Below are 26,156 nucleotides of genomic sequence, written 5' to 3'. Positions count from 1 at the left end.
TTATAAATGTTTTTTCACTAATTCTTCCAAAGCTTCTTTCGGTTGGTAACCAATTACTTTGTCAACCTGTTTGCCGTCTTTCATTACGACAAGCGTCGGAATGCTCATAATCCCGAATTTGCTTGCAGTTTTCTGGTTTTCATCGACATCCACTTTTACGATTTTGACTTTGTCGCCCATTTCTGCGTCAATTTCTTCCAAAACCGGTGCAATCATTTTGCACGGACCGCACCAAGTTGCCCAAAAGTCCGTTAAAACCAAACCTTCGCTGACTTCCTGTTCGAAAGTAGCGTCAGTTGCATGAGTAATTGCCATATTGATAAAACCCTCCTAAGTCAAACTATTACTGCTGATGATAAGTATATCATCCTTTTCCATATGATGCGAATGTTATGTTTGAATCATTCACCCAAAAAATGCAGTAATGATTTTATTATTTTATACCCTTTTTGCATGAATTTCCAACATAAAGCAGGGCCTGGGGGAATCTGCCGCCCAAGCCCTTTTGGTTATGCCGTCGTGACTTTTAATTTTTTGAATTCTTCCGTCAAAAGCGGCACGACTTCAAACAGGTCGCCGACAATGCCATAGTCCGCCACGTTAAAAATATTGGCTTCCGGGTCTTTGTTGATGGCGACAATGACTTTTGAATTGGACATGCCGGCCAGATGCTGGATCGCGCCCGAAATGCCGCACGCAATGTACAGGTCCGGAGTAACAACCTTCCCGGTTTGCCCGATTTGCAAGGAATAATCGCAGTAGCCTGCATCGCATGCGCCGCGTGAAGCCCCGACCGCGCCGCCGAGCACATCGGCAAGCTCTTTCAGCGGTTTAAAGCCTTCCGCGCTTTTTACGCCGCGGCCGCCGGAGACGATCACCTTCGCTTCAGAAAGGTCAACGCCTTCACTCGCTTTACGGATAACTTCTTTTATAATGGTTCGCAAATCTTTAATCTCCGCTTGAATCGTTTGGACATCCCCTGTTCTGGACTCATCTTTTTCAAGCGGGCTTATATTGTTCGGGCGGATAGTGGCGAAAATGATGCCGTCTGTAATGATTTTCTTTTCAAATGCTTTACCGGAATAAATCGGCCGGGTAAAGACAACATGTTCGCCCGCCGCTTCTACGATTGTCGCGTCCGAAATGAGGCCGGCATCCAGTTTGCTTGCAATTTTTGGCGCCAAATCTTTGCCGAGCGCGGTATGTCCGAAAATGATGCCGTCCGGATTTTCTGAATGAACAATGGCAAGGAAGGCCTGCGAAAAACCGTCTGAAGAGTAGTTTTTTAGATTCCCGTCTTCCACAACTACAACACGGTCAGCACCGTATTGAATCATATCTTTGCACAAATTTTGAACGGAATCCCCGATTAAAACACCGACTACTTCCCCGCCTTCCGCAACCGTTTTCCCTGCGGCAATAGCTTCAAAAGACACATTGCGGAGCGATCCATCGCGGACTTCTCCGAGTACCAATACTTTTCGACTCATTCTGTTCCCCTCCAGTACCAATTTCAATTAAATGACTTTCGCTTCGTTATGCAACAATTGGACGAGTTCTTTTACCTGATCGGAGATTTCGCCTTCAAGCACTTTCCCCGCTTCTTTTTTCGGCGGCAAATATACTTCGATCGTTTTTGTTTTCGGCTCAACGTCGTCTTCTTCGAGATCGAGGTCATCGAGTTCGAGTTCTACCAGCGGCTTTTTCTTTGCCTTCATAATGCCGGGCAACGAGGGATAGCGCGGCTCATTTAAGCCCTGCTGCGCCGTGACAAGCAACGGAAGCGTTGTTTCGATGATTTCTGAATCCCCTTCCACATCCCTTGTTACGGTTACCTTGTCCCCGTCGATTTCCAGGTTTGTAATCGTGGTCACGTACGGGATGCCCAACAGATCCGCCACCCTCGGTCCGACCTGGCCGGAAGCATTGTCAATGGCGACGTTTCCGCCGATAATCAGATCTGGTTCCTGCTCTTTTAAATATCGGGCAAGCACTTTTGCCGTTGTCACCTGGTCGCTATATTCCACATCATCCTCAATATTGATAAGCACCGCTTTATCCGCGCCCATGGCCAGCGCCGTCCGCAATTGTTTTTCCGCTTCCTCATTACCGACCGTTACGACGGTCACTTCTCCGCCGTGCGCATCGCGAAGCTGGATGGCTTCTTCGACGGCATATTCATCATACGGGTTGATAATATATTCCGCACCATCATCCTGAATACGGCCGTTTGAAGTCGTAATTTTTTCTTCTGTGTCAAATGTTCTTTTTAATAAAACAAAGATGTTCATGCCGGTCCCTCCCCAAATATATTCAAAATTTAATAATTTAAGCACATACATAATAAGGAATAATTTATTTCCCGGTAAAACGGGGCTCCCTTTTTTCGATAAAGGCTTTGATGCCTTCTTCTCCGTCTTCCGAGCCGAACAGCTCTTTAAAACGGGCGGATTCCTGCTGCAGGCCTTTTTCATATTCATTTGTCTTTGCATAGTTTACAAGTTCAATAGACGCTTTTAAGGCAAGCGGGCTTTTCTTTGCGATTTTTCCCGCGAGCGCTTTCGCTTTCGAAAGCAGTTCTTCTTCCTTATAAGCATGGTTGGCCAGCCCCCACTGCACCGCTTCGGTTCCGGTAAGCGGGTCACTAGTCCACAGCATTTCAAATGCTTTGCCGGGCCCGACATACCTTGGAAGCCGTTGCGTCCCTGCAAATCCCGGCACAAGCCCAAGCTGAAGCTCCGGCAGTCCAAGCTTCGCATTCTCGGCTACAAGGCGGATATGGCAGGCCATCGCCAGTTCCAGACCGCCGCCGAGCGCAGCGCCGTGGATCGCTGCAATCACCGGTTTCGGGAACGCTTCCAATTTTTCGAACAATTTCTGGCCTGAAACCGCCAGAGAATCGAAGCTGCCGCTTTCCCTCAACTGGACAAATTCTTTAATATCAGCACCTGCGGAGAAAAACCGCCCGACACCGTAAATCAGCACCACCCGGCTTTCCGCATCATTTTCGATTTGGTCAAGCGCTTCCGCAAATTCTTTTAAAAGCGCCTGTGCGAGCGCATTGGCAGGCGGCCTGTTGATTTCGATGCAGGCGACCGCGTTCTCGCGCTTTACTGTGATGTATTCCATCCCGTCTTTACCCCCTCACTTTTTATGGGAAGCCCGGCAGGAGCTAAACCGCCTTTTTCCTGCCGCAGCCGTTAATGATTAAGTGATGGACGGGTGCAGCTAATGAAACGAGATTGTATTTTCCTTCGTTCATCACCCATGTTGTCACCGTTTCGTCTACTGTCCCAAAAATCATCTGCCGCACCAGCCGGACATCAAGCTCCGGATCAAATTCTCCCGTTTCCATCCCTTCGCGGATAATTTTGTCAACGAGCGTCAAATACTCTTTCAGCACACTGTTGATTTTTAACCGCAAATCTTTGTTCGTTTGCCTTAATTCCAATTGCGTGACAACCGCCAAATTATGGTCGCTTGACAGTATTTTGAAGTGGTTTTCGATCATTTTCAGCAATTTCTCGGAAGGGCTGTAATCCCCTTCAATAAAATCAGAAATATTTTCAATAAATAATTGCATTTTTTCTTCAAACAAAGAAATAAGGATGTCTTCTTTGTTTTTGAAATACAAGTAGATCGTTCCGTCTGCTACCCCCGCCTGTTTTGCAATTTTTGACACCTGAGCTTGATGATAGCCGTGTTGCGCTATAACCACCACTGCTGCATCTATAATCTGTTTGTATTTCGGTTTATTTTTTTTCACGGACTATCACCTTTCATCTTTTCATCTATAAGTTAGAACACCTATTTCGATAACAGCTGTATTTAAAATGAATGATCATTCATTCATAATTTTATATTATATATGATTCGCCCGCTTGTCAAGTGCTGTTTTGAAAAAAGTTTTGCTAACTGATCTTCTCATCTCCATTTTCCACCTTTTCTTTTTCTACTGCAACCAATGAGCGACGCAAAATTTTGCCGACTGCGGTTTTCGGCAGTTCATCGCGGAACTCGTAAATGCGCGGGACTTTGTAAGCCGCAAGATATTTGCGCGCAAATCGGTCCAGTTCCTTTTCCGTCACTGTCATGTTCTCTTTCAGCACAATATAAGCTTTGACCGTTTCCCCGCGGTACGGATGCGGAACCCCGGCGACAACCGCTTCCTGCACAGCCGGATGTTCGTATAACACTTCTTCGACTTCGCGCGGGTAAATATTATAGCCGCCCGCAATGATGATATCTTTTTTACGGTCGACGATATAGAAAAAACCCTCCTCATTCATATACGCCAAGTCACCTGTCAAGAGCCAGCCGTCTTTCAGCACCTCCGCCGTTTCTTCAGGCCTGTTCCAGTAGCCTTTCATAACTTGCGGGCCCTTGACTGCCAGCTCACCAACCTCGCCCGGCGGCAAAGGCTTTTCGTCTTTCAGAGAGAGGATCCGGCAGTCCGTATCCGGCCATGGCACACCGACGCTCCCTTTTACGCGTTTTCCCCAAACAAAATTGGCGTGTGTCACGGGGGAAGATTCGCTGAGCCCGTACCCTTCTACAAGCTTGCCGCCCATCACTTCTTCAAATTTTTGCTGCACTTCTACCGGCAACGGGGCGGAACCGCTGATGCACGCTTCGATCGATGATAAGTCATATCGCCCGATTTTTGGATGGTTCAAAAGTCCGATATAAATCGTCGGTGCACCGGGAAACATTGTCGGACGCTGTTTTTCGATCGTTTTCAGTAATGATCCTCCGTCAAAACGCGGGATTAATATCATTTTGAAGCCCTGCATGACAGAAAGGATCAGCACGGTTGTCATGCCATACACATGGAAGAACGGAAGCAAGCCGAGCACGACTTCTTCCCCTTTTTTCGCTTTATACATCTAGGCGCCACACATCGCCGCGTTCGCAATGAGATTTTTGTGCGTCAGCATAACCCCTTTTGGCACGCCAGTTGTGCCGCATGTATATTGGAGTATCGCCAGGTCCTCTTCAAAGTCGAACGGAATGTCCAGCGGCTCCGCTTTTTCTTCCTGTAAAATCCTTTTCAGCAAATGTTGGTGGGTTTCGTGTTTCACCTGTACGGCAATACCCATCTGTTTCATTTGGATAAAACGATATAGAACATTTTTTGGGAACGGCAGATAATCTTCGATAGCGGTTACAATAATGTGCTTGAGATCAGTTTTTCGAAAAACTTTTGCCACAACTGGATATAAAAAGTCAACCGTCAAAATTACCTTGGAACCGGAGTCTTTCAGCTGGTATTCAAGCTCCCTTTCCGTATAGAGCGGGTTTGTCATGACAGCAACGCCCCCTGCATAAAGGACACCGTAAAAACCGATCACCGCCTGCGGAGAATTCGGAATCAAGACCGCAACCCTGTCGCCCTTTTCCACCCCGATTTTTTTAAATACCGGGCAAATTTCAGCGCGGACTCATATACTTCCCGGTACGACATTTCTTTTCCTATGAAATGGAGCGCCTTCTTTTCGGGATAGCATTCTGCCGCTTCGGTCAAAAAAGCACAGACCGGTTTGCGCTCATACTCAATGGAAGTCGGGATTTCCGGTGGATACTGGGACAGCCACGGCTTTTCTGACATTTGCATCACTCCAACTTTAATAGTATTTGAAAATTCCCATTTCTCATTTTATTATAACGAAAGATAAAATCGCTGACAAATCTTTGTACCGAAAAAGGAGAAGGATCCGCTCCTTCTCCCTCCGTTAGTCTGCAATGGCAAGATAAATAATGCCAAGCAGCACAAAAATGATGCAGCACACAATTAAAATTTTTGCAAGCCTGTCCAAAAACATTTGCCATCCCCCTGCCTGCTTGGTTTATTTAAATTCTACAATTGTCACGCCGCTTCCTCCTTCCCCTGCTTCGCCAAGGCGGATGCGTTTCACTGCGCGGTGGTGCTTCAAATATTCCTGTACGCCGTTTCGAAGTGCACCTGTCCCTTTGCCGTGGATGATTGAGACACGCGGATAGCCGGCCAAAAGCGCATCGTCAATATATTTTTCAACTTTTAACAGTGCGTCTTCATAGCGCTCGCCGCGCAAATCGATCTCCAGGTTGACATGGTAATCAGGCCCCTTTACGGTTGTAAGGTGCTTTTCTGGCTGTTTTTGCGGCACCTGGATAAATTCGAGGTCAGATTCTTTCACTTTCATTTTCATGATACCCATTTGCACCTGCCACTCGCCGCTACCCGTTTTTTCAAGCAGTGTGCCTTTTTGGTTGAAGCTCAATACCTTTACTTCGTCGCCAGGCCGGAACGTATGCTGCTGCTTCGCCTTAGCGTGCGGTTTTGATTTATCCAGTTTCGGCGCGGCTTCCTCGAGCCGTTTTCTCGCTTCTATCAGTTCGTGTTCTTTAATATTTGCTTTCGTATCGAACTGCATTTTCCGCAAATCACGGATAATTTCTTCAGCTTTTTCTTTCGCCTGTTCCACCACTTTTGCCGCTTTTGCTTCGGCTTTTTCATACAGCTCATCACGGCGGGCATAAAATTCCATCATCTGTTTTTGCAAATCTTTATGTAGTTTTTCGGCATTTTTCACAAGTTCGTGCGCTTCCTGCCGCTCTTTTTCCGCCTCGCGCCTTGCAGATTCAAGCGCAGCAATCATATTGTCGACCTGGTTCGTGTCCGCGCCGATATACGACTTGGCATGTTCAATGATGGAAGGGGACAGCCCGAGCCGTTCGGAAATCTCAAACGCATTGCTCCGCCCCGGAACGCCAATCAAAAGCCGGTATGTCGGACTCAAAGTGTCGACGTCAAACTCGACGCTTGCATTGATGACGCCTTTGCGGTTATAGCCGTATGCCTTCAATTCCGGGTAGTGTGTCGTGGCGACAACGCGCGCCCCCCGGTTGTAAACCTCATCCAAAATGGAAATTGCAAGGGCTGCCCCTTCCTGCGGGTCGGTCCCGGCACCGAGCTCATCAAATAATACGAGCGATTCGCGATCAACACGGTTCAAAATGTCGACAATATTTGTCATATGCGACGAAAACGTACTCAGACTCTGCTCGATCGACTGCTCATCACCGATATCGGCAAATACTTCTTTGAACACCGCCATTTCCGAGCCATCTAGAGCGGGGATCTGCAGCCCAGCCTGCGCCATCAGCGTGCATATACCGATTGTTTTTAACGTAATGGTTTTCCCTCCCGTATTCGGCCCGGTAATGACAATGGTTGTATAATCCTTGCCAAGCGCGATATCATTCGGCACAACCTTGTCCATCGGCAGCAAAGGGTGCCTGGCTTTGAACAGGCGGATGATACCATCTTTGTTCATGGATGGTTTCGACCCTTTTATCGACCTGCCGTATAAAGCTTTGGCAAAAATAAAATCAAAATCAGCTAAAATCCCAATGATTGTTCCCAGTTCGCCGGCTTGTCCGGCAACGGCAGCCGACAACCCGCTTAAAATCCTGTCGATTTCCTGCTGCTCTTTCAAATGCCATTCGCGGAGCTGGTTATTCAGTTCCACGACTGACTGTGGCTCGATAAACAGCGTCTGCCCGGAAGAAGACTGGTCATGTACAATACCCCCGTAATTGGCGCGGTATTCCTGCTTGACCGGGATCACGTAGCGTTCATTGCGAATCGTAATAATGGCATCCGACAGCATTTTGGCCGCATTTTTTCCGCGAATGTACCCTTCCAGCTTTTCGCGGATACGCCGTTCTGTTCCGCGCAGCCCTTGGCGAATCTGCCTTAATGTTTCGCTTGCTGTATCGAGCACTTCACCGTTTTCGTCGATCGCATTTTTGATTTCATGCTCAAGCGGGGTTAGGATTGCAATGCCCTCCGCCATTCCCCCTAAAATCGGGAGTTCAGTGCCTTCCTCTACGATGCCTTCAATAAAACATTTCATTGAGCGGCTGGCATAAATGGTGCTGGCGATCTGCATAAGTTCCGCTGGGTTCAGCCTGCCCCCGATTGACGCCCTTTTCAGATGGCGGCGGATGTCATATATCCCTGATAGCGGAACATGCCCTTTTAAGCGGAGCACCCGGGCCGCTTCATCCGTTTCCTCCTGCATCCGCATGACTTCTTCATAAGAAGAGGAAGGAAACAGCGCTTCAATTTTCTCGGCCCCTAGCGGCGAAGAGGCGTGCTCAAGCAGTAAGCCCTTAATTTTATCAAACTCCAGCGTTTTGATGATTTTTCCTTTCATATATTCATCCTCCATGCTTTCCGGATCTCCTGTCCCCGGAAAACTGCACTCTGTTTTGGCCGTTTAATAATTTGTCCATGGCCGCGAAGTCCGCTTACAACGGGGCGGCCGGCGGATTTTCCCGGCAGTAAAATTTATCTGCGCTTTTCATTTAAAAAGCGGATGAATTGTTCCCTCGAAAACGTATTGACAACATTTTTCGGTTCAATCCAGCCTTTTCTTGCCGTTCCAACTCCGAATGCAATATTGTCCAATTCCCTGATGCTGTGCGCATCGGTGTTAATGGCGATTTTCACGCCGGCCTCCTGCGCTTTCCTGGCATTTGTTGCGGATAAATCCAACCGGTTCGGATCCCCGCTTAATTCCAGTATCGTATTGGTTTCTTTTGCCCATTGGATTAAAAGATCTATATCCACATCGTAGCCCTGCCTTTTCCCGACCAATCTGCCGGTCGGATGGGCAATCATATCAATATGCGGATTTTCAAATGCCCGCCGGAACCGTTTCATGATTTGTGTGCGGCTCTGCCCGAAGCCGGAATGGATCGATGCAATCACAAAATCGAGCCTGGAAAGGAGGCCGTCATCAAAGTCCAATGTCCCGTCCGGCAAGATATCCATTTCAATACCGGATAAAATGAGGATATCCGGATATTTTTCATTCAAGCGGCGGATTTCTTCCATTTGTTTCAGCAAGCGTTCACGTGACAGCCCGTTTGCCACCTTTAAATACTTGGAATGGTCGGTAATGGCGATATATTCGTATCCCTTTCGCCTGCACGCATTGACCATCTTTTCAAGCGAAGCTTTTCCATCGGACCAGTCCGTATGCATGTGCAAATCGCCTCGCAGGTCATCCAACTGGATAAACGGGGTTCCTTTATACATTTCAATTTCACTGCCATCATCACGGATTTCAGGAGGGATGTACGGTAAGCCAAAATAATGGTATAGCGACGCTTCGCTTGAAAATGTTAAAAATTCTCCGGTATCAAGCCTTTCCACGCCGTATTCGCTAATTTTTTCGCCACGTTCTTTGGCGATCTGCCTCATCCGGCGATTATGCTGTTTTGACCCCGTAAAATATTGGAGCGCCGCAGCATATTGGTCGGGCGGGACAACGCGGAAAGTGACTTGCAAGCCGTTTTCGCCTTTCAGTTTGACCGTCACTTTTGATAGCCTGACCGCGACGGCTTCCACCACTTCATTCATCTGGAGAATTTCCTCTATAACGGGCTTTGGATCAAATGTGGCAATGACATAATCGAGGCCTTTTAATGTTTCTTCAAACCGTCTTGCACTTCCGGCTCGGGAAAATTTTTCCACTTTTCTGATCTGGGAAAGGGTCTCTTCTATCATCAAAAGAACCGGAACCATTTGGCCGATCGGATACCGGTCCGTTTTTGCCCCGAGCGCATCAAGGGCCCGTAAAATATTGGACTGGGTTGTTTTTCCAAAACCTTTTAACGTTTCCACTTTTCCTTCTTCACATGCTTTTCTCAAAGACTCCGCATCCATAATGCCAAGTTCCCTGTACAACTTTGATATTTTTTTGGCCCCGAGGCCCTGTATTTGCATTAACGGGATTAATCCTTTTGGAATCTCATTTTTTAATTGCTCAAGCAAGGAAGATTTTCCGGTAGAAAGGAATTCTTCGATCGTCGAGGCAGTCGCTTTTCCGATATGCGGAAGTTCCAAAAAGTTGTCGATCTCAGAAATGTCGCGACCGTCCGCTTCCAATGCTGATGCAGCCTTACGGTAGGCAGCGATTTTGAAGTGGTTTTCCCCTTTGAGTTCCATATAGACCGCTATTTGTTCCAGCAATCGGATTACGCTACGTTTATCTATCTGCATACGCCTGCCCCCTTTGGAGACTGATTTTCCTTTATTTCATTTAATAATACTAGCAAATTTTCATTTATTCATGAAGCGGCGCGCTTTATAATTGATATGATGGATGATCGGGAATCCCGAAAAACATGGCGGGAGGGGCTGCCTCCTACAGGGGATCCGCAAGTTGCGCCTTCACCCTGCACGTAACAGAGCCAATCCAAAAAGAAACACTTCCCGGCAAAGAGAAGTGCTTGTTTGGCCGCTTCCGCTTATATATGTGTGGCATCTGCCCTGTGCCTGGTCGTTCTTTTACCCCGAGAAAGCGCCCGCTGTTCCATACGCAGATCACGGGCAACCTGTGCTTTTCTTATTTCGTCCACCACTGTTCCACAAGACCCGAGATGTACGGGGTATTTTTGATCATACCTTCCGCAACGGCAGACTGGCTCAGCGCAGTTTGGATGGAATCAATCGGCAGCAAGGATCCAATGTACAGTATAATAAAGAGGATCAGATACAGCTCGGCAAAACCCAAGATTCCGCCCGCCCATCCGTTTATTTGTTTTAAAACCGGCAGCTGGGCCACAAAAGTAAGAGAAGACCCCACAATATTCAAAAAGATCCTTACGGCAAAGAAAAGGATGGCAAAAGCGATGATCCGGTAAAAAGCGGTCTCCATATCGGATTGGTGAACAAGAAGCGCAAACGGGCTTGTTTGACTGAAGGATGGGTAAGGAATCCACAGCTTAAGTTTTTCCGCCAGATCATCATACAGCATATAAGCGACAATGGAGGCGATGGCAAACCCTGCAATATGAACAGCCTGCAGAATAAAGCCTTTCCGCTTTCCGTTAAAAAAACCGAGCACCAGCAACAAGATGATGATTATATTAACCATGTTCACCTTCATCCTTCTTTAATAATTGTAAATAATGCTGCTCAAGCAGCTCATACTGCTCTTTCAGCTTTATATAATCATGGACAGCATTCACGGCTGTCAGGACAGCCAGTTTACTCGTATCTAATGAAGGATTCTTTGCACTGATTTCCCGCATTCTTTCATCGACCATCGAGGCAACTAAGCGAATATGGCTTGCCGGATCCGTTCCAACTATGGTATATTGCTGTCCGTATATGCCGATTGTAATTCGGGTTTTTTCCAATGTTGCTTGCCTCCCCTTTTAAGAATCCTATTCCTTATCATATCATGTTGGAAAACCCTTTGTCTAACACTGTCGAACATTTTCATACAAATCTCAATCCTCTGGAGGAATCAAAATGTCCAATACTGTCATTCTGGCTTCACATTCAGCCATCCAGGAAATGAAAGAATATTATCAAACTGCCCAATTGAATAAAATACCTGCCGGCGCAATTTTTGCCGCGAAAATCCCGGGATGCCAGGTCACCGCTTACCGGTCGGGAAAAGTGCTGTTTCAGGGGCCCGGAGGCGAAGCTGAAGCCGCAAAATGGGGAAAGGCAGTGGAAAAGAAGCCTGCTAGCGCTAAACCAAAAACTTCCGGCAACCCGCTGCCGCCGTATATTGGCTCGATGTCTGTCATCGGTTCCGATGAAGTCGGAACGGGTGACTATTTCGGCCCTATCACGGTGGCCAGCACTTACGTAAAAAAAGACCAGATTCCGCTCTTAAAGGAATTGGGTGTGAAAGATTCGAAAGGATTGGCAGACCATCAGATTGCAAGCATCGCAAAAGAACTGCTCCACTTTATCCCTTACAGCTTGTTGGTTTTGCCAAATGAAAAGTATAACCGGCTCCAGCAGTCCGGGATGTCTCAGGGAAAAATGAAAGCCATGCTCCATAACCGCGCCCTCTACAATCTATTGCAAAAAATCGCGCCGGAAAAGCCGGATGCAATTTTAGTGGACCAGTTTGCTGAAGCCCCGACCTATTACCGGTATTTGCAAAACGAAAAAAATGTGGTGCGCGACAACGTGTTTTTCAGCACAAAAGGGGAGAGCGTCCATCTTGCGGTTGCGGCCGCTTCGATCCTGGCCAGGTACGCATTTGTGCGTGAGTTTGAAAAATTGGGCAAGGAAGCCGGGGGTGTGTTGCCAAAGGGGGCCGGGGCACAGGTAGATGCCGCTTGTGCACGGCTGATCAAGGCACGCGGCTTGGACGTGCTGCCGCATTTTGTGAAACTCCATTTTGCCAATACGGAAAAAGCAAAGCGGATTGCGGGTGTAAAATAGTTTCGATTTGGTTTCCAGGGCCTGTTCTTTTTTTGGAACAGGCTCATTTTTACACAGCTGATTCTCCCCGATTGCGGTTTCTTTCTCCACCGATTTTCGGTATTTTTCTTGCCTCTTGAAAAATGATCCCCATTTTCCATTTGTTTCTCGCCCGTATCACGGCTTCTACCCGATCCGGATGTTTCTCCCCAATATTGAATTTTTTCTCGCCTATTTTTAATAAATGATCCCCGTTCTCCATGGAATTCCTGCCTGGTCATCCAATTAGATCATCATGAAAAAAGGAGAAGACCATCACGGCCTCTCCTCATTCACGAATTATCCCCTTAATTCCGCGCCTGTTTTTTCTTTTACCGCAGCCAGCACTTTTTCATGCTGGGAAACTACTTCTTCATCCGTTAATGTGCGTTCCGGATCGTAATAAGTAAGCGAGAAGGCAATGGATTTTTTACCCGGTTCCATATGTTCGCCATCATACAAATCAAAAATGGAAACGGATTTCAACAGCGCACCGCCGGCTTCTTCAATAACAGTCTGCAAATGTCCGGCTTCCACACCCCGATCCACAACGAGAGCAATATCCCGAGTGACCGCCGGAAATCTCGGGATCGGCTGGTATTGAATCGGCTCAACCGGATAATCGTAAACCGGACCGAGCTTCAGTTCAAATACGTACGTTTCCTTAATGTCCAGCTCTTTTTGCACATTCGGATGCACCTGGCCGACAAAACCGATTACGTTCCCGCCAAGCAAAATTTTCGCCGTCCTTCCCGGATGCAGCCCGTCGATTTCCTGCGCCTGGAAAGATACTGCATCCGCAACGCCGAGTTTTTCAAACAAACCTTCCAAAATCCCCTTCGCGACGAAGAAATCCACGGCTTTCTTTTCGCCCTGCCAAAGGTTTGCGACCCAAAGTCCGGTAATGGCACCGGCGAGATGCTCCTGTTCTTCCGGCTGTTCTCCTTCCGCTTTTTTCAAAAAGACGTTGCCGACTTCATACAGTGCAACCGAGTTATTTTTGCGGGCAACATTATAGGCGACAGATTCAAGCAAATGCGGCAAAATGCTCAACCGCAAAACGCTCCGCTCTTCGCTCATCGGCATGGAAATCCGGACAGGCTCACGTTTTTCAAGCGCGTACTGACGCGCTTTTTCTTCGCTTGTTAACGAATAGGTCGTTGCCTGGTACAATCCGGCGCCTTCCAAAAAACGTTTTGTTACGCGGCGTTTTTTCTGGATTTTTGTCAGACCTCCCTGTGTCCCGGCACCCGCCGGCAATGTTTTCGGCAAATTGTCATAGCCGTACAAGCGCGCGACTTCCTCAATCAAATCTTCTTCGATTGTAATATCACCGCGGCGGGTCGGCACAACGACCGTGAAACGGCCGACTTCGTATTTTGCTTCAAACTGCAGGCGTTTAAAAATATCGAGTACTTCTTCCTGTGTGATATTTGTGCCGAGCACACGGTTGATTTTTTCAAGCGTAATCGTCACGACAGCAGGTTCTACCCGAAAATGGTTTGCTTCAACTATTCCGGAGAGCACTTCCCCGCCGGCATATTTGGCCATGAGCATCGCGGCCCTTTCAGCTGCCGGATACACGCGGTTCGGGTCAATCCCTTTTTCATAGCGGCTGCTGGCTTCGCTGCGCAGCCCGTGGTCTTTCGAAGCAGTGCGGATCGTTTGAGCATCAAAATAAGCCGATTCAAGCAGAACGGTTGTCGTGCTATCGGATACTTCCGAATTGGCGCCACCCATCACACCGGCCATGGCGACAGGTACGGTGCCGTTTGTGATCACCAAATGGCTTGATTTTAACGTGCGTTCCTGATCATCAAGCGTCACTATTTTTTCGCCTTCGTGCGCCATGCGGACAACGATTTCTTTCGAGCCGAGCTTGTCGTAGTCAAACGCATGGAGCGGCTGGCCGTATTCGAGCAAAATATAGTTCGTAATGTCGACCACATTGTTGTGCGGGCGGATCCCTTCAGCCATGAGGCGCACCTGCATCCAAAGCGGGGACGGGCCGATTTTTACATTGCGGATGACTTTTAGGGTATATAATGGCGCGGCTTCCTTCGCATCCACGCGCACCGAAATGGCTTCTGTTGCCTTGTCGGAAACTTCCTGCACTTCCGTTTCCGGCAGCTTCACGTCTCTGCCGAGAATCGCGGCCACTTCATATGCCACACCAAGCATGCTTAAGCAGTCCGCCCGGTTCGGGGTCAGGCCGAGTTCAATGATCGTATCATCCAAACCTAAAAGCGGCACCGCATCCTGCCCGACTTCCACATCATTTGGAAAAACATAAATCCCGTTTGCAAATTCTTTTTGCACGAGCTTACTTTCGACGCCGAGTTCCTGCAGCGAGCAGATCATACCGTTCGATTCCTCGCCGCGCAGCTTCGAGCGTTTGATTTTCACATGGCCCGGCAGCCAGGCGCCCGGTTTCGCAACCGCTACTTTCTGCCCTTTATCGACATTCGGCGCGCCACAAATAATCTGTACCGGTTCGCCTTCCCCGATATCGACAAGGCATTTATTTAATTTATCGGCATTCGGATGTTTTTCTTTTTCGAGCACATGCCCGACGACGACATTTTTAATGCCTTCGCCCCTGAATTCAACGCTTTCGACTTCAATCCCGGTTCTCGTAATTTTTTCGGCCAGTTCTGCCGGCGAAATGCCGTCCAAATCCACATATTCCTGCAGCCATTTATATGAAACAAACATCGCTTATTCCTCCCTTATTCTTGTACGGAAAACTGCTGTAAGAAACGGATATCGTTCGTATAGAAATGGCGGATGTCATCGATGCCGTATTTTAGCATCGCAATCCGCTCCGGCCCCATGCCGAACGCAAAACCAGTGTACTTATCGGCATCAAATCCGGACATTGTTAACACGCGCGGATGTACCATGCCGGCCCCTAAAATTTCAATCCAGCCGGTGCCTTTGCATACATGGCAGCCGTGCCCTCCGCACATTTTGCACGAAATATCCATTTCAACAGATGGTTCGGTGAACGGGAAAAAGCTCGGACGCAGACGGATTTCGCGGTCTTCACCGAACATTTTTTTCGCAAAAACTTCAAGGGTGCCTTTTAAATCAGCCATGGTGATGTTTTCATCCACGACAAGCCCTTCAATCTGCATAAACTGGTGAGAATGTGTCGCATCGTCGTTATCGCGTCGGTACACTTTCCCCGGGCAGATGATTTTAACAGGGCCTTTGCCATGATGCTTCTCAAGCGTCCTTGCCTGGTTCGGCGACGTATGGGTCCTGAGCAAAATTTCCCCGGTAATATAAAAGGTGTCCTGCATATCACGCGCCGGATGCCCTTTCGGCAAGTTCAGCGCTTCGAAATTGTAATAATCGGTTTCCACTTCCGGCCCTTCGGCAATTTTGTATCCCATCCCGATGAACAAGTCTTCAATTTCCTCGATGACTTTTGTAAGCGGATGTTGGTTTCCTGTTTTTACCGGGCGACCCGGCAGCGTGACATCAATTTTTTCGGATGCCAGTTGCTTTTCGATGGCTTCCGCTTCCAAAGCGACCTGTTTCTTTTCAATCCCGGTTTGGATCGCAACCCTTACCGCATTGGCGAGCGCACCCATTTTCGGCCGCTTTTCCGCCGATAATTTGCCCATCCCGCGCAGGACTTCCGTAATCGGCCCTTTTTTGCCGAGATAGGCAACGCGAATGTCGTTTAATGTTTTTAAATCGGCCGCTTCTTCGATTTTGGCGAGGGCTTCAGTTTGCAGTTCTTTTAATCTTTCTTCCATTATGCTGTACCTCCTTTAGTTTTCGGGCGTTAAAAAACCCCGCCCCAAGCAAAGGGACGAGGTTGTATGTATCGCGGTACCACCCTAATTAACATAATAAAATTATGTTCACTCATTGGGATAACGGCTTTGCACCGTCCCGCCTTTACATTGCACAGGCAATGGTCCAAGCGGCAACTCGAGGGGTGAACTTCGCTTTATTTCCCCATAAAAATGCTTCCAGTCTGCGGCATTTTTTCCCTGCATGGCGAGCATAAAGCTACTTTTCCCTGTCATTGTTTTTGACATTTTTCAGTTATTTTTTATTATAGCGGGATGCGCCCGGGATTTCAAACGGATTTTAGAATTTTAGTCACGCATTGCAAAATCGTACATCAAAATCCCGGCAGCAACTGCGACGTTCAGCGATTCGCTTTTGCCGAAAATCGGGATGTATAAGTTTTGTTCGGTTTTGGCGAGCAAATCCGGATTTACACCACTTCCTTCATTGCCGACAAGGATGGCAAACGAGTCCCCAGGATCCACTTCACGGTAAGAAACGCCATTATCAAGCGCTGTCCCGTAAACCGGAACGTCCGCTTCCTTCAGTTTTTCGATCCACATGTTTAAATCGCCCTTTAACAGGTCGACATGCAGATGGCTCCCTTGTGCGGCGCGCAAAACTTTCGGGCTGTACGCTTCAGCAGAGCCTTTCCCTAAAATTACGGCATCAAACCCGGCGGCGTCGGCTGTACGGATCATCGTGCCGATATTGCCGGGATCCTGGACGGCATCAATGAGCAGGAAACGTTTGCCGATGATTTTGGACGGCTGTTTCTTCATCCGGCACACGGCAAAAATGCCTTGGCTTGTTTCCGTATTGGCAAGGGCTTTGCTGATTTCATGCGCCACCGTTGTAACGGGCAGCCCTTCGATATCCCAAGAATCCGGCATTGTGACGCCTTCTCCAAGTATGATTTCAAGCACAACTTTTTCTTTCAGCGCTTCTTCGACCGGATGGAATCCTTCCAGCAAATAGGTAAACGTTTTTCCGCGTTCTTTTTTCGTGCTGAGTTTTTTCCAATGTTTCACTTGCGGGTTTTGCAAGGATTGAATGAATTTCACCGTACCTGCTCCCTCATATCAAAGTTATATCTTGAAATAGTATACATAAAAACAGCGGGCTTGTGAAATGCTACCATTGAATTTGGATGAAAGGAGTGCCTGTGATGAATTTGGATTTGCGGAAAGCTGTCATCCATAACGTAAGCGGGGACACACAGAAACAGCTGGAAGATACGATTGTGGATGCCATTCAAAGAGGTGAAGAAAAAATGCTGCCGGGGCTTGGCGTCCTGTTTGAAGTGATTTGGAACAATGCGGATGCAAACGAAAAGAAAATGATGCTGGAAACGCTCGAGCATGGGCTGAAACAGGCGTAGCCGGGGAGCCCGGGGTGCTGTCCCAAAAGTCGGTAAACTGAACTTAGTGGGCTAAAATTTTCCCGTGAAAATGGTTCTGGGAAGTTTACTCAAGACCGTTTGAGCAAAACTTTCCTAATAAAATGGTTTTGAGAAGCTTACTCACGACCGTTTGAGCAAAACTTTCCTAATAAAATGGTTTTGAGAAGCTTACTCACGACCGTTTGAGGAAAATAATACTCCTGAAACAGTTCTTAGAAGCTTTATAAAGGTCATTTAAATAAAATTTCTGCTTAAAGGGGCTTTTTGGACAGCCCCTTTTATATCACAATTTAATCACGCTTGGGCTCGGCTGTTCAAAGCCCCTTTCCAAAATTTCCATGTTGGCTAGTAATTCCTCATCGCGGACAAGTTTTTCGGCACCGTTGATTATACTCTCATACATTAGGTCATAGATGCGGCCGTAATCGCCTTGCGGTGTCGGCACTGTTTCTTCCACGATGTTTCCTTCCGCATCGATGTAAGTAAGTTTACCATATGCTTCTTCCGGATCCACCCCAAAATTTTCGCTGCCCGGCATTTTCCCAGCTTTCAGGCATGTTTCCTGCTGGTCAATGCCATATTTGATAAAGCTCCCTTTCGTGCCGTGGAGAATCCATTTCGGATATGGGTCGAGCACAAGGTGGCTCGTTTTCACAATAGCTTTAAAATTATCATAGAAAAGCTGGACTTCATACAGGTCGTCCGGATTTTCTGTGTTCCGTACCGAACGGATATCATAGGCAGCATGGTGCGGGCGCCCGAACAACGAAATCATCTGGTCAATCGTATGGACACCGAGGCCGTACAATGCCCCTTCATAATACTTTCCGGGGGCACTTGGCGCATCCGGCCTATAATAATCAAAATGCGATTCAATTTCGACGAGTCCGCCGATTTTTCCGCTTTGGAGCACTTCTTTCACGGCGAGAAAATCCCCGTCAAATCGCCGGTTTTGATAGGGCATCGCAACCAGCCCTTTTTCTTTTGCCAGTGCTGTGATCTCCTCAGCTTCTTTTTTTGTTGTGCAAAAAGGTTTTTCGACAAGGATATGTTTCCCGGCTTCCAGGCAAAGTTTCGCATATTCGTAGTGGGAATCGGGAGGCGTGCAAATGGACACCATTTGAATGTCCCCGTCATTCAGTATGTCTTCAATTTGGTTAGTAAAAAAGATTCCTCTTCCTTCGTATTGTTGTTCAAGTTCCGGTTTCCGTTCACGATTATAAATGGATTTCACCCGAATGGAGTCCCGGATCAAAACATAAGGCAAATGATAACGGTTTGTGCTTTTGCCAAATCCGATGTAAGCAATTGTAAGTGGCATGGCGCGTCCCCCTTTTTATGTATACTCTTTCTCAAATTGTATATCTTTTTGCAGGGAATCTTCCAATGATTTTAGCTAAAAACTTGGGGGACAAATATCCCCTGCCGCTATCTTTTGCTGTACCGCCGATATTTTGGCAGCTTTTCGCCAATAAATTATTTTAAGGGCGGAATACCTTGTAAAAACAAGCTTTTTTGGGAGATTCCCTGTTTCCACGCCGCATACAGAAAAACCGGACAAGAAAAAGTGCCCGACTTATAACTTTCATCCAAAAATAATTTGATCTACTATTTTGCGGTCGAGACGTTTAATCACTTCGGTCATCAATTTTACCGTATTTTCGTAATCATCCCGGTGGAGCATGGCGGCATGCGAATGGATGTAGCGCGTCGCAATCGTCACGGCCAAGGACGGAATCCCGCTGCCGACCAGATGGATGGAACCGGCATCCGTGCCGCCACCCGGAATTGATTCATATTGGTACGGGATATTTAACTCTTCGGCAACTTTCACAACGGTATCACGCAAGCCTTTATGGGACACCATTGAAGCATCGTAAATAACAATTTGCGGCCCTTTGCCCATTTTGCTGAGCGCTTCTTTTTCGCTGATTCCCGGCGTATCGCCTGCAATGCCGACATCGAGTGCAAAGGCGATGTCCGGTTTGACTTTGTTCGCCGCCGTTTTGGCGCCGCGAAGACCGACTTCTTCCTGGACATTTGTGACTCCGTAAACGACATTCGGATGGTTTTCTTTTTGCAGATTTTTCAGCACGTCAATGACAACGGCGCATCCAATGCGGTTATCCCAAGCCTTGGCGAGCAGCATCTTTTCATTTTTCATAACGGTGAATTCAAAATATGGCACGACCATGTCGCCCGGTTTGACGCCCCATTCAAGTGCTTCTTCGCAGCTTGTCGCTCCGATGTCAATAAACATATCTTTGATTTCGTACGGTTTTTTCCGTGCTTCCGGCGGTAAAATATGCGGCGGCTTCGAACCGATCACACCTGTAATATCGCCTTTATCCGTCACAACGGTTACGCGCTGGGCAAGCATGACCTGCGACCACCAGCCGCCGACCGTTTGGAAACGGAGGAACCCTTTCTCGTCAATTTTTGTAACCATGAAGCCGACTTCATCCATATGGCCGGCGATCATGATTTTCGGCCCATCCACCCGGCCCGTTTTTTTCGCAATCAGGCTCCCGAGCCCGTCGGTGTCCAGTTCATCGGAATACGGCTCTATATATTTTTTGATAACGGCGCGCACTTCTCTTTCATTGCCGGCAATTCCCTTTGCATCGGTCAACTCTTTCAGCATGGACAGCGTCTCATCTAATTGTGCTAATCGGTATCCCCCCATGTTCATTTATATTCAATGTCCATTATAATGGAAATCGATGAAAGTGTAAAAAACATCAGCTTTCTTAAGCAGCTGATGTTTCATGAATGTCCAGATTAATTCTTGGATTGGACAGTAATTTTTTTTATTAAATTTATGTTCAACGGGACATGCATCGATTTTGTATACCACTCCCAATACGACAAAAGCACAACTGCCAGCAGGCCGATTTGGGGAGAAAAAACCGGTTCGTCCAAAAACCCGGTCAAGACAATGATCGGCAGGCTGAGAAGAAAGATATTTAAATATCTATAATTTTTTTTAACAAAAAATAACATACTTAATTTGCAGGCCGCCATCAAGAATACGGCCAAAAAAGCAATCCCGCCAATCACCCCGTATTCTACAAATAATCCGATGAAAATATCATGAGCATGAAAAATATCTTTATGGAACAGGCTGGCATACACCTGCTCAAAACCAATTGGCGTTGTTCCAAATAGAAAATGGTTTTCCCAAAGTTCAAAGGAATGGAGCCAAATTTTTTCCCTGTCCCAAAATGAACCGGCAATTGATTGATTTCTCGGAATAAATGTTGTGAGTTTTCTTGCTCCTGCCGTAATGAAAATAAGGCCAGCAATAAAAACGCCTCTATTCAGCCTGAAAAAGAAGATGAGATATATGCAAATCATTGCCACAACGCCGGCCCTCGATCCAGTGTCAAATACCCCTTTGCTTAAAATGAAAAGCGGCAATACTTTCCAAATGAAACTTTTCCAACGTTTCTTGCCCGCATTCTCAAGCATTTCGGCAAAAAGAAAAGCGATCCCCAACAGCAGCAGAAACATCGTAAAATTCGGATTGTAGGTACTGCCGATCAGTCTGTTGTAGTTTTTGTAACCTAACAATTCTGTCCCGGTTAGAAATGCGAGTACCGGTTCCCCGGATAACAGCTTGGGAACCCACCCAATTAAAATGTCATATATGCCGCAGCCAATGACGATCCACCGGAAAAACCTGAACTTATCACTTGTGCCGGTGTCCATAACTTTAAGATAAATTCCCCAGTATAAAAGAACCCTCAAGCTTTCAATGAAAAGAAACGGCTTTGCCATTTGTAATGCTGCCCCGACGGTTGAAACCAAAAGGCAGAGGAAGAATAAGGATATGAAAGAAAAAGGAAACAGCCGTTTATTTTTTATATGGCTGTACAGTGCTGCCAAGCTTAAAACCAGCATAAAAAATATGCCTGCCGGCGGCAAAACAAAACATAAGATTGTACTTAGCTCAAATATCTTATTTTTAATAAAATGAATAGTCACTTGCATATTATGCCCCATTAACTACAATTAATTTTTATAATAGGGCATCATTATAACCTATCCAGATTAAAATTTCGTTAAAATACTCCGCCGGCGCTTTAAATTAGAAAGATATGAATTTTGTTAATTGAAACGGGTAAGGCCCGAGGATCCAAATCCCCCTTCTCCCCTTTCCGAATCTGTCAATGCTTCAACCCGGCTGACAACCACAGAAGCAACCGGTGCGATAACCATCTGGGCAATCCTCATATTTTTTTCGACTTTGAATGCCTTTTTTCCATGATTGATCAAAATCACTTTAATTTCTCCTCTGTAACCTTCATCGATTGTACCCGGGCTGTTTAAAACCGTGACGGCATGTTTTAAGGCCAACCCGCTTCTAGGCCTGACCTGGGCCTCTGTTCCGTGGGGAAGTTCAATACTGATGCCGGTGCGGATCAGCTCCGCCTCTCCCGGTGCAATGACTTTTTCTTCAATGGAAAACAAATCCAGCCCCGCATCGCCTAGATTGGCCCTTTGCGGCAACTGCGCGTCTTGATGCAATAATTTTACTTTTAAATGATAGTCCAATGCCGACACTGCTCCTTTTTAAGCTTTGTTTATTACGCGGAGGCATATCTCCATGATGATTATAACAAAATAAGACCAGCTTTTACTGTTTATAAATGTACAAAAGAAAAATTTTTCTCACATTAAACGTAAAGGGGGGGTTTCATGAAAAAATTTCGCAAAAAACATCCGGAAATCCCGGCAACCCCAGAAGTTTCAATTGCAACCGACTTGAATGAATATCCGCCGGGTGAATCCGTTGATGAGCATGCCAACTTGGAGGCGGTAAACGCCATTTTAAACGAAGAAGAAATTAAACAACAGACGGAAAATTTATAATTTAGATGGCAGGCGGCAACTTTGGGGGCGCCTGCCCCTTTTTGTGGAAAAACCGAAGTATTCCCCTTAAAAATGATCAACGAAGAACAAATAACCCGACTTCGGCTTCTGTTTTATCCGTGGATTTTTAAATATATCCACGAAATTTCCCAAAATATCAATGGATTGGTACCTAAATACGCATAAGGGTATCTTTGATTTTAAAAAATAGAGCCCCCAACCCGGATTGGAGGCCCCATTTTTCATTACAACGCTGCTTTTGCTTTGTTTGCCAGTTCAGCAAATGCTTTTTCGTCGGTAACAGCAAGGTCGGCAAGCATTTTGCGGTTGACTTCGATACCGGCCAGTTTCAAGCCGTGCATTAAACGGCTGTAGGAAAGGCCGTTGATTCTTGCAGCAGCATTGATACGTGTAATCCAAAGTTTGCGGAAATCGCGTTTTTTCTGGCGACGGTCGCGATACGCATACATATAGGATTTCATCACTTGCTGGTTGGCAACTTTATATAAAGTGTGTTTCGAACCATAATAACCTTTTGCTAATTTAATGATTTTTTTGCGTCGTCTGCGGGTTACTGTACCGCCTTTTACACGTGGCATATTATTTTCCTCCTATTTAAATCTTCGTTTTCTTATTGATTGTCCAGCATTTGGCGGATCCGTTTCATGTCGCTGGCGGATACAAGCGTCGCTTTACGCAGCTGGCGTTTTTGTTTAGTCAATTTATTTGCGAACAAATGGCTTCTGTAAGCGTGGGAACGTTTCAGGCTGCCTGAGCCGGTTTTCTTAAAACGCTTTGCAGAGCCGCGGTGAGTTTTCATTTTTGGCATTTGGTCGTCCTCCTCAAATATCAAACAATTACTTCTTCTCGTTTTTTGGTGCAAGTACTAAGAACATGCTGCGTCCGTCCATTTTCGGTTTGGACTCGATTGTGCCTACTTCCGCACATGCCTCGGCAAACCGGTCCAACACGCGCTGACCAATTTCTTTATGGGTAATGGCGCGGCCTTTGAAACGGATCGATGCTTTTACCTTATCACCTTTTTCTAAAAACTTAATGGCATTGCGAAGTTTCGTATTAAAGTCATGTTCTTCGATGGTCGGACTCAAACGAACTTCTTTCACGTTGATGATTTTTTGTTTTTTGCGTGCTTCCCTGTCTTTTTTCTGCATTTCAAAACGGTATTTGCCGTAATCCATGATGCGGGCGACAGGCGGTTTTGCGTTCGGTGCAACAAGCACGAGGTCTAGATTGGCGCGAGCAGCAATATCCAATGCTTCGTTCCGGGATTTAACCCCCATTTGTTCTCCGTTTTGGCCGATTAAACGGACTTCGCGGGCACGAATGCCTTCGTTAACCATCATGTCTTTGCTAATAATGAGCCACCTCCAAGTTTATTTCCAATCCCATGCTCCGGATCGAGCGCGATTGAATATATCGCTTGCGAAAATACCCTTTAACGCACTGCATACGAAAAAAGCGCAGGAAAAGGCACCCGCGCTTAGCATATTCATAGCCATAAACGTCTTGATCCAAACCTGGCAACTGCACAAAATGCGTCAACAGGTGAGAAGCGGGCTGCTCCTTCTTTCCACAAACTTATATTCAATTCCACCACAATACTATATCATGTTATGCATGTACTGTCAAATGGTACAGACAGCCTTGGATGCGGCTTAGCTCAACGGAAAATATCGTATCAAAATTGCACGGCGATTGCAACAGTTTTTTTCAAAACACCAAAAAAATCAGACCGTCTCCGGGCCTGATTTTTTTGGTTATCACCGTTTTACTTCTTCTTTGATTTTGGCAAGGAAGCTTTCAAACGGAACGGTTTCCGATTTTTTCTCACCATACTTGCGGACGTTGACGGCATTTTCGTTTACTTCCTGGTCGCCGACAACGAGCGCATACGGGATTTTTTGCACCTGGGCTTCACGGATCCGGTAGCCCAATTTCTCATCACGCGCATCGAGTTCCACGCGGATCCCTTCCGCTTTGAGCGCATCTGCAATTTTGCGCGCGTAATCATAATGGGCGTCCGGCGATACCGGGATGACCTGGATCTGCACCGGCGCAAGCCATGTCGGGAATGCGCCTTTGTACTCTTCGATCAGGTAAGCGACAAAACGTTCCATTGTCGACACGACGCCGCGGTGGATAACAACCGGGCGGTGCGGTTTGCCGTCTTCCCCGACATAAGTCAAATCGAAGCGTTCCGGCAGCAGGAAGTCGAGCTGCACGGTCGACAGCGTTTCGTCTTTTCCGAGCGCGGTACGGACCTGTACGTCGAGTTTCGGACCGTAGAAAGCGGCTTCGCCTTCCGCTTCATAGTAGTCAAAGCCGAATTCGTCCATTGTTTCTTTTAGCATTGACTGGGCTTTATTCCACATTTCATCATCGTCATAGTACTTGTCTGTGTTTTCCGGATCGCGGTACGAAAGGCGGAATGAATAATCGGTAATGTTGAAATCTTTATAAACGGCAAGGATCAGCTCAACGACGCGTTTGAATTCTTCTTTAATTTGGTCCGGGCGCACGAAAATATGGGCGTCATTCAACGTCATGCCGCGTACGCGTTGCAGGCCGGAGAGCGCACCTGACATTTCATAACGGTGCATCAGCCCAAGCTCCGCTATCCGGATCGGTAGTTCACGGTAGCTGTGGATCGTATTTTTATACACCATCATATGGTGCGGGCAGTTCATCGGGCGCAGCACCAGTTCTTCATTGTCCATTTTCATGACCGGGAACATATCATCCTGGTAGTGGTCCCAGTGGCCGCTCGTTTTATACAGGTCCACGCTGCCGAGCACCGGGGTGTATACATGGTCATAGCCCAGCTTTACTTCTTTATCAACAATATACCTTTCAATCGTGCGGCGGATCGTTGCACCTTTAGGCAGCCAGAGCGGCAAACCTTGGCCGACTTTTTGTGAAGTCGTAAAAAGTTCCAGCTCTTTCCCGATTTTCCTGTGGTCGCGTTCTTTTGCTTCCTCCAGGAATTTCAAATGGGCTTCCAAGTCTTCCTTCTTGAAGAAGGCCGTGCCGTATATGCGTTGCATCATTTTGTTGTTGCTGTCGCCGCGCCAGTATGCGCCGGCAATGCTCAACAGTTTGAATTCCTTGATTTTTCCGGTCGACGGCACATGGACGCCGCGGCACAGGTCAAAAAATTCGCCTTGCTCGTAAATCGTGACCGTTTCATCTTCCGGAATCGCATCAATCAATTCAAGCTTATATTCATCGTCTGCAAAAAGCTTTTTCGCTTCTTCCCGGGTTACAACTTTGCGGACAACTTCGAGATTTTCCCCGACAATTTTCTTCATTTCTTTTTCGATCTTTGGAAGGTCTTCCGGCGTGATCGAAACATCCAAATCCATGTCATAGAAAAAGCCGTTTTCGATCACCGGACCGACGCCGAGCTTCACATTGCCGAACAGACGTCGTACTGCCTGCGCCATTAAGTGCGCCGTACTATGGCGGAGAATTTCAAGCGCATCCTCGTGCTCCGGGGTCACGATTTCAATTGCACCATCTTCTTTAATCGGTGTGCGCAAATCGATCAGTTTTCCGTTCAATTTTCCGGCAAGCGCCTTTTTCTTGAGCCCCGGGCTGATCGAAGCGGCAATATCTTCCGTTGTTGTTCCATTTGGAAATTCCTTGACTGCGCCGTCAGGAAATGCCATTTTCAATACATCTGCCATATGTACCACTCCTTTACAAAAATAAAAACCCGCCCCTCATCAAGGGACGAGTTTGTTACACGCGGTTCCACCCTCATTTCCACGCTAAAAAAGCGCGGCTTCA

At 47.0% G+C, this 26,156-nt stretch carries 25 protein-coding genes, 1 pseudogene and 3 other annotated features (1 of these 29 running past the window's edge); of the genes and pseudogenes, 4 read left to right on the top strand and 22 right to left on the bottom strand.

The features are described 5' to 3' along the window. The 10 genes and pseudogenes from trxA to zapA form a co-directional block, all read right to left on the bottom strand. Entirely contained in the window at positions 1 to 315 is a 315-nt protein-coding gene (gene trxA, locus BpJC4_RS07605) for a thioredoxin (RefSeq protein WP_151697735.1), read from the bottom strand. Positions 316 to 509: 194 nt separating this feature from the next. Further along, positions 510 to 1,490 (bottom strand): electron transfer flavoprotein subunit alpha/FixB family protein, encoded by a 981-nt coding sequence (locus BpJC4_RS07600; protein ID WP_151697734.1) that lies wholly within the window; start codon positions 1,488 to 1,490, stop codon positions 510 to 512. A gap of 27 nt (positions 1,491 to 1,517) precedes the next feature. Further along, positions 1,518 to 2,291, bottom strand: coding sequence for an electron transfer flavoprotein subunit beta/FixA family protein (locus tag BpJC4_RS07595; RefSeq protein WP_151680286.1), 774 nt, complete (start codon positions 2,289 to 2,291; stop codon positions 1,518 to 1,520). A 64-nt stretch (positions 2,292 to 2,355) separates the two neighbouring features. Then, complete coding sequence (locus BpJC4_RS07590) at positions 2,356 to 3,129, bottom strand: enoyl-CoA hydratase (RefSeq protein ID WP_151680287.1); 774 nt, start codon at positions 3,127 to 3,129, stop codon at positions 2,356 to 2,358. 43 nt (positions 3,130 to 3,172) lie between these two features. Further along, the gene (fadR, locus tag BpJC4_RS07585; protein WP_151680288.1) at positions 3,173 to 3,766 is read right to left on the bottom strand and encodes a fatty acid metabolism transcriptional regulator FadR; all 594 of its coding nucleotides are present in this window, start codon (positions 3,764 to 3,766) and stop codon (positions 3,173 to 3,175) included. A gap of 145 nt (positions 3,767 to 3,911) precedes the next feature. Continuing rightward, positions 3,912 to 5,608, bottom strand: a pseudogene (locus tag BpJC4_RS07580) (AMP-binding protein). Positions 5,609 to 5,846: 238 nt separating this feature from the next. After that, positions 5,847 to 8,201 carry an endonuclease MutS2 gene (locus BpJC4_RS07575; protein ID WP_151697733.1) on the bottom strand — a complete coding sequence of 785 codons (2,355 nt, stop codon included), beginning with the start codon at positions 8,199 to 8,201 and terminating at the stop codon, positions 5,847 to 5,849. Positions 8,202 to 8,335: 134 nt separating this feature from the next. Further along, positions 8,336 to 10,054 carry a DNA polymerase/3'-5' exonuclease PolX gene (polX, locus tag BpJC4_RS07570; protein ID WP_151697732.1) on the bottom strand — a complete coding sequence of 573 codons (1,719 nt, stop codon included), beginning with the start codon at positions 10,052 to 10,054 and terminating at the stop codon, positions 8,336 to 8,338. 346 nt (positions 10,055 to 10,400) lie between these two features. Next, positions 10,401 to 10,931, bottom strand: coding sequence for a CvpA family protein (locus tag BpJC4_RS07565; RefSeq protein ID WP_172967490.1), 531 nt, complete (start codon positions 10,929 to 10,931; stop codon positions 10,401 to 10,403). Continuing rightward, positions 10,924 to 11,196 carry a cell division protein ZapA gene (zapA, locus tag BpJC4_RS07560; RefSeq protein WP_151680292.1) on the bottom strand — a complete coding sequence of 91 codons (273 nt, stop codon included), beginning with the start codon at positions 11,194 to 11,196 and terminating at the stop codon, positions 10,924 to 10,926. The genes BpJC4_RS07565 and zapA overlap by 8 nt, the downstream gene beginning before the upstream one ends. Before the next feature lie 115 nt (positions 11,197 to 11,311). Between zapA and rnhC the strand changes: the two genes are divergently transcribed. Beyond that, complete coding sequence (rnhC, locus tag BpJC4_RS07555) at positions 11,312 to 12,244, top strand: ribonuclease HIII (RefSeq protein WP_151680293.1); 933 nt, start codon at positions 11,312 to 11,314, stop codon at positions 12,242 to 12,244. A gap of 49 nt (positions 12,245 to 12,293) precedes the next feature. On the opposite strand, the gene BpJC4_RS07550 is transcribed toward rnhC, so the two are convergent. The 4 genes from BpJC4_RS07550 to BpJC4_RS07535 form a co-directional block, all read right to left on the bottom strand. Next, complete coding sequence (locus BpJC4_RS07550) at positions 12,294 to 12,485, bottom strand: hypothetical protein (protein ID WP_151697731.1); 192 nt, start codon at positions 12,483 to 12,485, stop codon at positions 12,294 to 12,296. A 77-nt stretch (positions 12,486 to 12,562) separates the two neighbouring features. Then, positions 12,563 to 14,977 carry a phenylalanine--tRNA ligase subunit beta gene (gene pheT / locus BpJC4_RS07545; RefSeq protein WP_151680295.1) on the bottom strand — a complete coding sequence of 805 codons (2,415 nt, stop codon included), beginning with the start codon at positions 14,975 to 14,977 and terminating at the stop codon, positions 12,563 to 12,565. Positions 14,978 to 14,991: 14 nt separating this feature from the next. Then, a complete protein-coding gene (gene pheS, locus BpJC4_RS07540) occupies positions 14,992 to 16,029 on the bottom strand; it encodes a phenylalanine--tRNA ligase subunit alpha (protein ID WP_151680296.1) in 1,038 nt (345 codons plus the stop codon). A gap of 49 nt (positions 16,030 to 16,078) precedes the next feature. Further along, positions 16,079 to 16,314, bottom strand: a binding site (T-box leader). 63 nt (positions 16,315 to 16,377) lie between these two features. After that, positions 16,378 to 17,133, bottom strand: a complete 756-nt coding sequence (locus BpJC4_RS07535; protein WP_151697730.1) for a TrmH family RNA methyltransferase — start codon at positions 17,131 to 17,133, stop codon at positions 16,378 to 16,380. Between the two features lie 104 nt (positions 17,134 to 17,237). Here BpJC4_RS07535 and sspI point away from each other — a divergent pair, with 104 nt between their 5' ends. Then, the gene (gene sspI / locus BpJC4_RS07530) at positions 17,238 to 17,450 is read left to right on the top strand and encodes a small acid-soluble spore protein SspI (RefSeq protein WP_151680298.1); all 213 of its coding nucleotides are present in this window, start codon (positions 17,238 to 17,240) and stop codon (positions 17,448 to 17,450) included. Between the two features lie 304 nt (positions 17,451 to 17,754). Here sspI and BpJC4_RS07525 read toward each other — a convergent pair whose 3' ends face one another. The 3 genes from BpJC4_RS07525 to BpJC4_RS07515 all read right to left on the bottom strand — a co-directional run bounded on the left by BpJC4_RS07525 (position 17,755) and on the right by BpJC4_RS07515 (position 21,251). Then, positions 17,755 to 18,792, bottom strand: a complete 1,038-nt coding sequence (locus BpJC4_RS07525) for an oxidoreductase (RefSeq protein WP_151680299.1) — start codon at positions 18,790 to 18,792, stop codon at positions 17,755 to 17,757. Positions 18,793 to 19,056: 264 nt separating this feature from the next. Next, a complete protein-coding gene (locus BpJC4_RS07520) occupies positions 19,057 to 20,157 on the bottom strand; it encodes a M42 family metallopeptidase (RefSeq protein ID WP_151680300.1) in 1,101 nt (366 codons plus the stop codon). Positions 20,158 to 20,252: 95 nt separating this feature from the next. After that, positions 20,253 to 21,251: an O-antigen ligase family protein gene (locus BpJC4_RS07515; RefSeq protein ID WP_253724303.1), complete on the bottom strand. Its 999-nt coding sequence runs from the start codon at positions 21,249 to 21,251 to the stop codon at positions 20,253 to 20,255. Between the two features lie 52 nt (positions 21,252 to 21,303). On the opposite strand from BpJC4_RS07515, the gene BpJC4_RS16545 reads away from it, so the two are divergent. Next, positions 21,304 to 21,450, top strand: a complete 147-nt coding sequence (locus BpJC4_RS16545) for a hypothetical protein (protein ID WP_253693575.1) — start codon at positions 21,304 to 21,306, stop codon at positions 21,448 to 21,450. Between the two features lie 131 nt (positions 21,451 to 21,581). On the opposite strand, the gene dut is transcribed toward BpJC4_RS16545, so the two are convergent. After that, positions 21,582 to 22,028, bottom strand: coding sequence for a dUTP diphosphatase (gene dut, locus BpJC4_RS07510; RefSeq protein ID WP_151680301.1), 447 nt, complete (start codon positions 22,026 to 22,028; stop codon positions 21,582 to 21,584). Between the two features lie 144 nt (positions 22,029 to 22,172). On the opposite strand from dut, the gene BpJC4_RS16115 reads away from it, so the two are divergent. Continuing rightward, entirely contained in the window at positions 22,173 to 22,346 is a 174-nt protein-coding gene (locus tag BpJC4_RS16115) for a hypothetical protein (RefSeq protein WP_172967489.1), read from the top strand. A 245-nt stretch (positions 22,347 to 22,591) separates the two neighbouring features. Here BpJC4_RS16115 and rplT read toward each other — a convergent pair whose 3' ends face one another. From rplT to thrS, 4 genes are all read right to left on the bottom strand, one after another. After that, positions 22,592 to 22,945, bottom strand: coding sequence for a 50S ribosomal protein L20 (gene rplT, locus BpJC4_RS07505; RefSeq protein ID WP_151680302.1), 354 nt, complete (start codon positions 22,943 to 22,945; stop codon positions 22,592 to 22,594). Positions 22,946 to 22,977: 32 nt separating this feature from the next. Next, on the bottom strand, positions 22,978 to 23,175 hold the full coding sequence (gene rpmI, locus BpJC4_RS07500) for a 50S ribosomal protein L35 (RefSeq protein WP_151680303.1): 198 nt from the start codon (positions 23,173 to 23,175) through the stop codon (positions 22,978 to 22,980). Between the two features lie 28 nt (positions 23,176 to 23,203). Beyond that, on the bottom strand, positions 23,204 to 23,725 hold the full coding sequence (infC, locus tag BpJC4_RS07495) for a translation initiation factor IF-3 (protein ID WP_172967491.1): 522 nt from the start codon (positions 23,723 to 23,725) through the stop codon (positions 23,204 to 23,206). An 88-nt stretch (positions 23,726 to 23,813) separates the two neighbouring features. Beyond that, positions 23,814 to 23,942 (bottom strand) — a sequence feature (ribosomal protein L20 leader region). Positions 23,943 to 24,127: 185 nt separating this feature from the next. After that, on the bottom strand, positions 24,128 to 26,053 hold the full coding sequence (gene thrS / locus BpJC4_RS07490; protein WP_151680305.1) for a threonine--tRNA ligase: 1,926 nt from the start codon (positions 26,051 to 26,053) through the stop codon (positions 24,128 to 24,130). Positions 26,054 to 26,092: 39 nt separating this feature from the next. Beyond that, positions 26,093 to 26,156 (bottom strand) — a binding site (T-box leader); it runs 156 nt beyond the window's last position.

Origin of the sequence: Weizmannia acidilactici, assembly GCF_008974185.1 — a bacterium.
GTDB classification, from domain to species: Bacteria; Bacillota; Bacilli; order Bacillales; family Bacillaceae_C; genus Weizmannia; species Weizmannia acidilactici.
Note: the sequence above shows the minus strand (reverse complement) of the source record. Positions and strands in the feature narration are given on the sequence as shown.

Coding starts and splice junctions, on each gene's coding strand:
- pheT (WP_151680295.1), bottom strand. CDS start 14,977: ATGTTTGTTTCATATAAATGGCTGCAGGAATATGTGGATTTGGACGGC.
- trxA (WP_151697735.1), bottom strand. CDS start 315: ATGGCAATTACTCATGCAACTGACGCTACTTTCGAACAGGAAGTCAGC.
- BpJC4_RS07565 (WP_172967490.1), bottom strand. CDS start 10,931: ATGGTTAATATAATCATCATCTTGTTGCTGGTGCTCGGTTTTTTTAAC.
- rpmI (WP_151680303.1), bottom strand. CDS start 23,175: ATGCCAAAAATGAAAACTCACCGCGGCTCTGCAAAGCGTTTTAAGAAA.
- BpJC4_RS07575 (WP_151697733.1), bottom strand. CDS start 8,201: ATGAAAGGAAAAATCATCAAAACGCTGGAGTTTGATAAAATTAAGGGC.
- thrS (WP_151680305.1), bottom strand. CDS start 26,053: ATGGCAGATGTATTGAAAATGGCATTTCCTGACGGCGCAGTCAAGGAA.
- BpJC4_RS16545 (WP_253693575.1), top strand. CDS start 21,304: ATGAAAGAAAAAGGAAACAGCCGTTTATTTTTTATATGGCTGTACAGT.
- rnhC (WP_151680293.1), top strand. CDS start 11,312: ATGTCCAATACTGTCATTCTGGCTTCACATTCAGCCATCCAGGAAATG.
- BpJC4_RS07525 (WP_151680299.1), bottom strand. CDS start 18,792: ATGCCACTTACAATTGCTTACATCGGATTTGGCAAAAGCACAAACCGT.
- BpJC4_RS07595 (WP_151680286.1), bottom strand. CDS start 2,291: ATGAACATCTTTGTTTTATTAAAAAGAACATTTGACACAGAAGAAAAA.
- BpJC4_RS07600 (WP_151697734.1), bottom strand. CDS start 1,490: ATGAGTCGAAAAGTATTGGTACTCGGAGAAGTCCGCGATGGATCGCTC.
- BpJC4_RS07590 (WP_151680287.1), bottom strand. CDS start 3,129: ATGGAATACATCACAGTAAAGCGCGAGAACGCGGTCGCCTGCATCGAA.
- polX (WP_151697732.1), bottom strand. CDS start 10,054: ATGCAGATAGATAAACGTAGCGTAATCCGATTGCTGGAACAAATAGCG.
- BpJC4_RS16115 (WP_172967489.1), top strand. CDS start 22,173: ATGAAAAAATTTCGCAAAAAACATCCGGAAATCCCGGCAACCCCAGAA.
- BpJC4_RS07550 (WP_151697731.1), bottom strand. CDS start 12,485: ATGGAGAACGGGGATCATTTATTAAAAATAGGCGAGAAAAAATTCAAT.
- BpJC4_RS07515 (WP_253724303.1), bottom strand. CDS start 21,251: ATGGCAAAGCCGTTTCTTTTCATTGAAAGCTTGAGGGTTCTTTTATAC.
- rplT (WP_151680302.1), bottom strand. CDS start 22,945: ATGCCACGTGTAAAAGGCGGTACAGTAACCCGCAGACGACGCAAAAAA.
- pheS (WP_151680296.1), bottom strand. CDS start 16,029: ATGGAAGAAAGATTAAAAGAACTGCAAACTGAAGCCCTCGCCAAAATC.
- sspI (WP_151680298.1), top strand. CDS start 17,238: ATGAATTTGGATTTGCGGAAAGCTGTCATCCATAACGTAAGCGGGGAC.
- BpJC4_RS07520 (WP_151680300.1), bottom strand. CDS start 20,157: ATGGGGGGATACCGATTAGCACAATTAGATGAGACGCTGTCCATGCTG.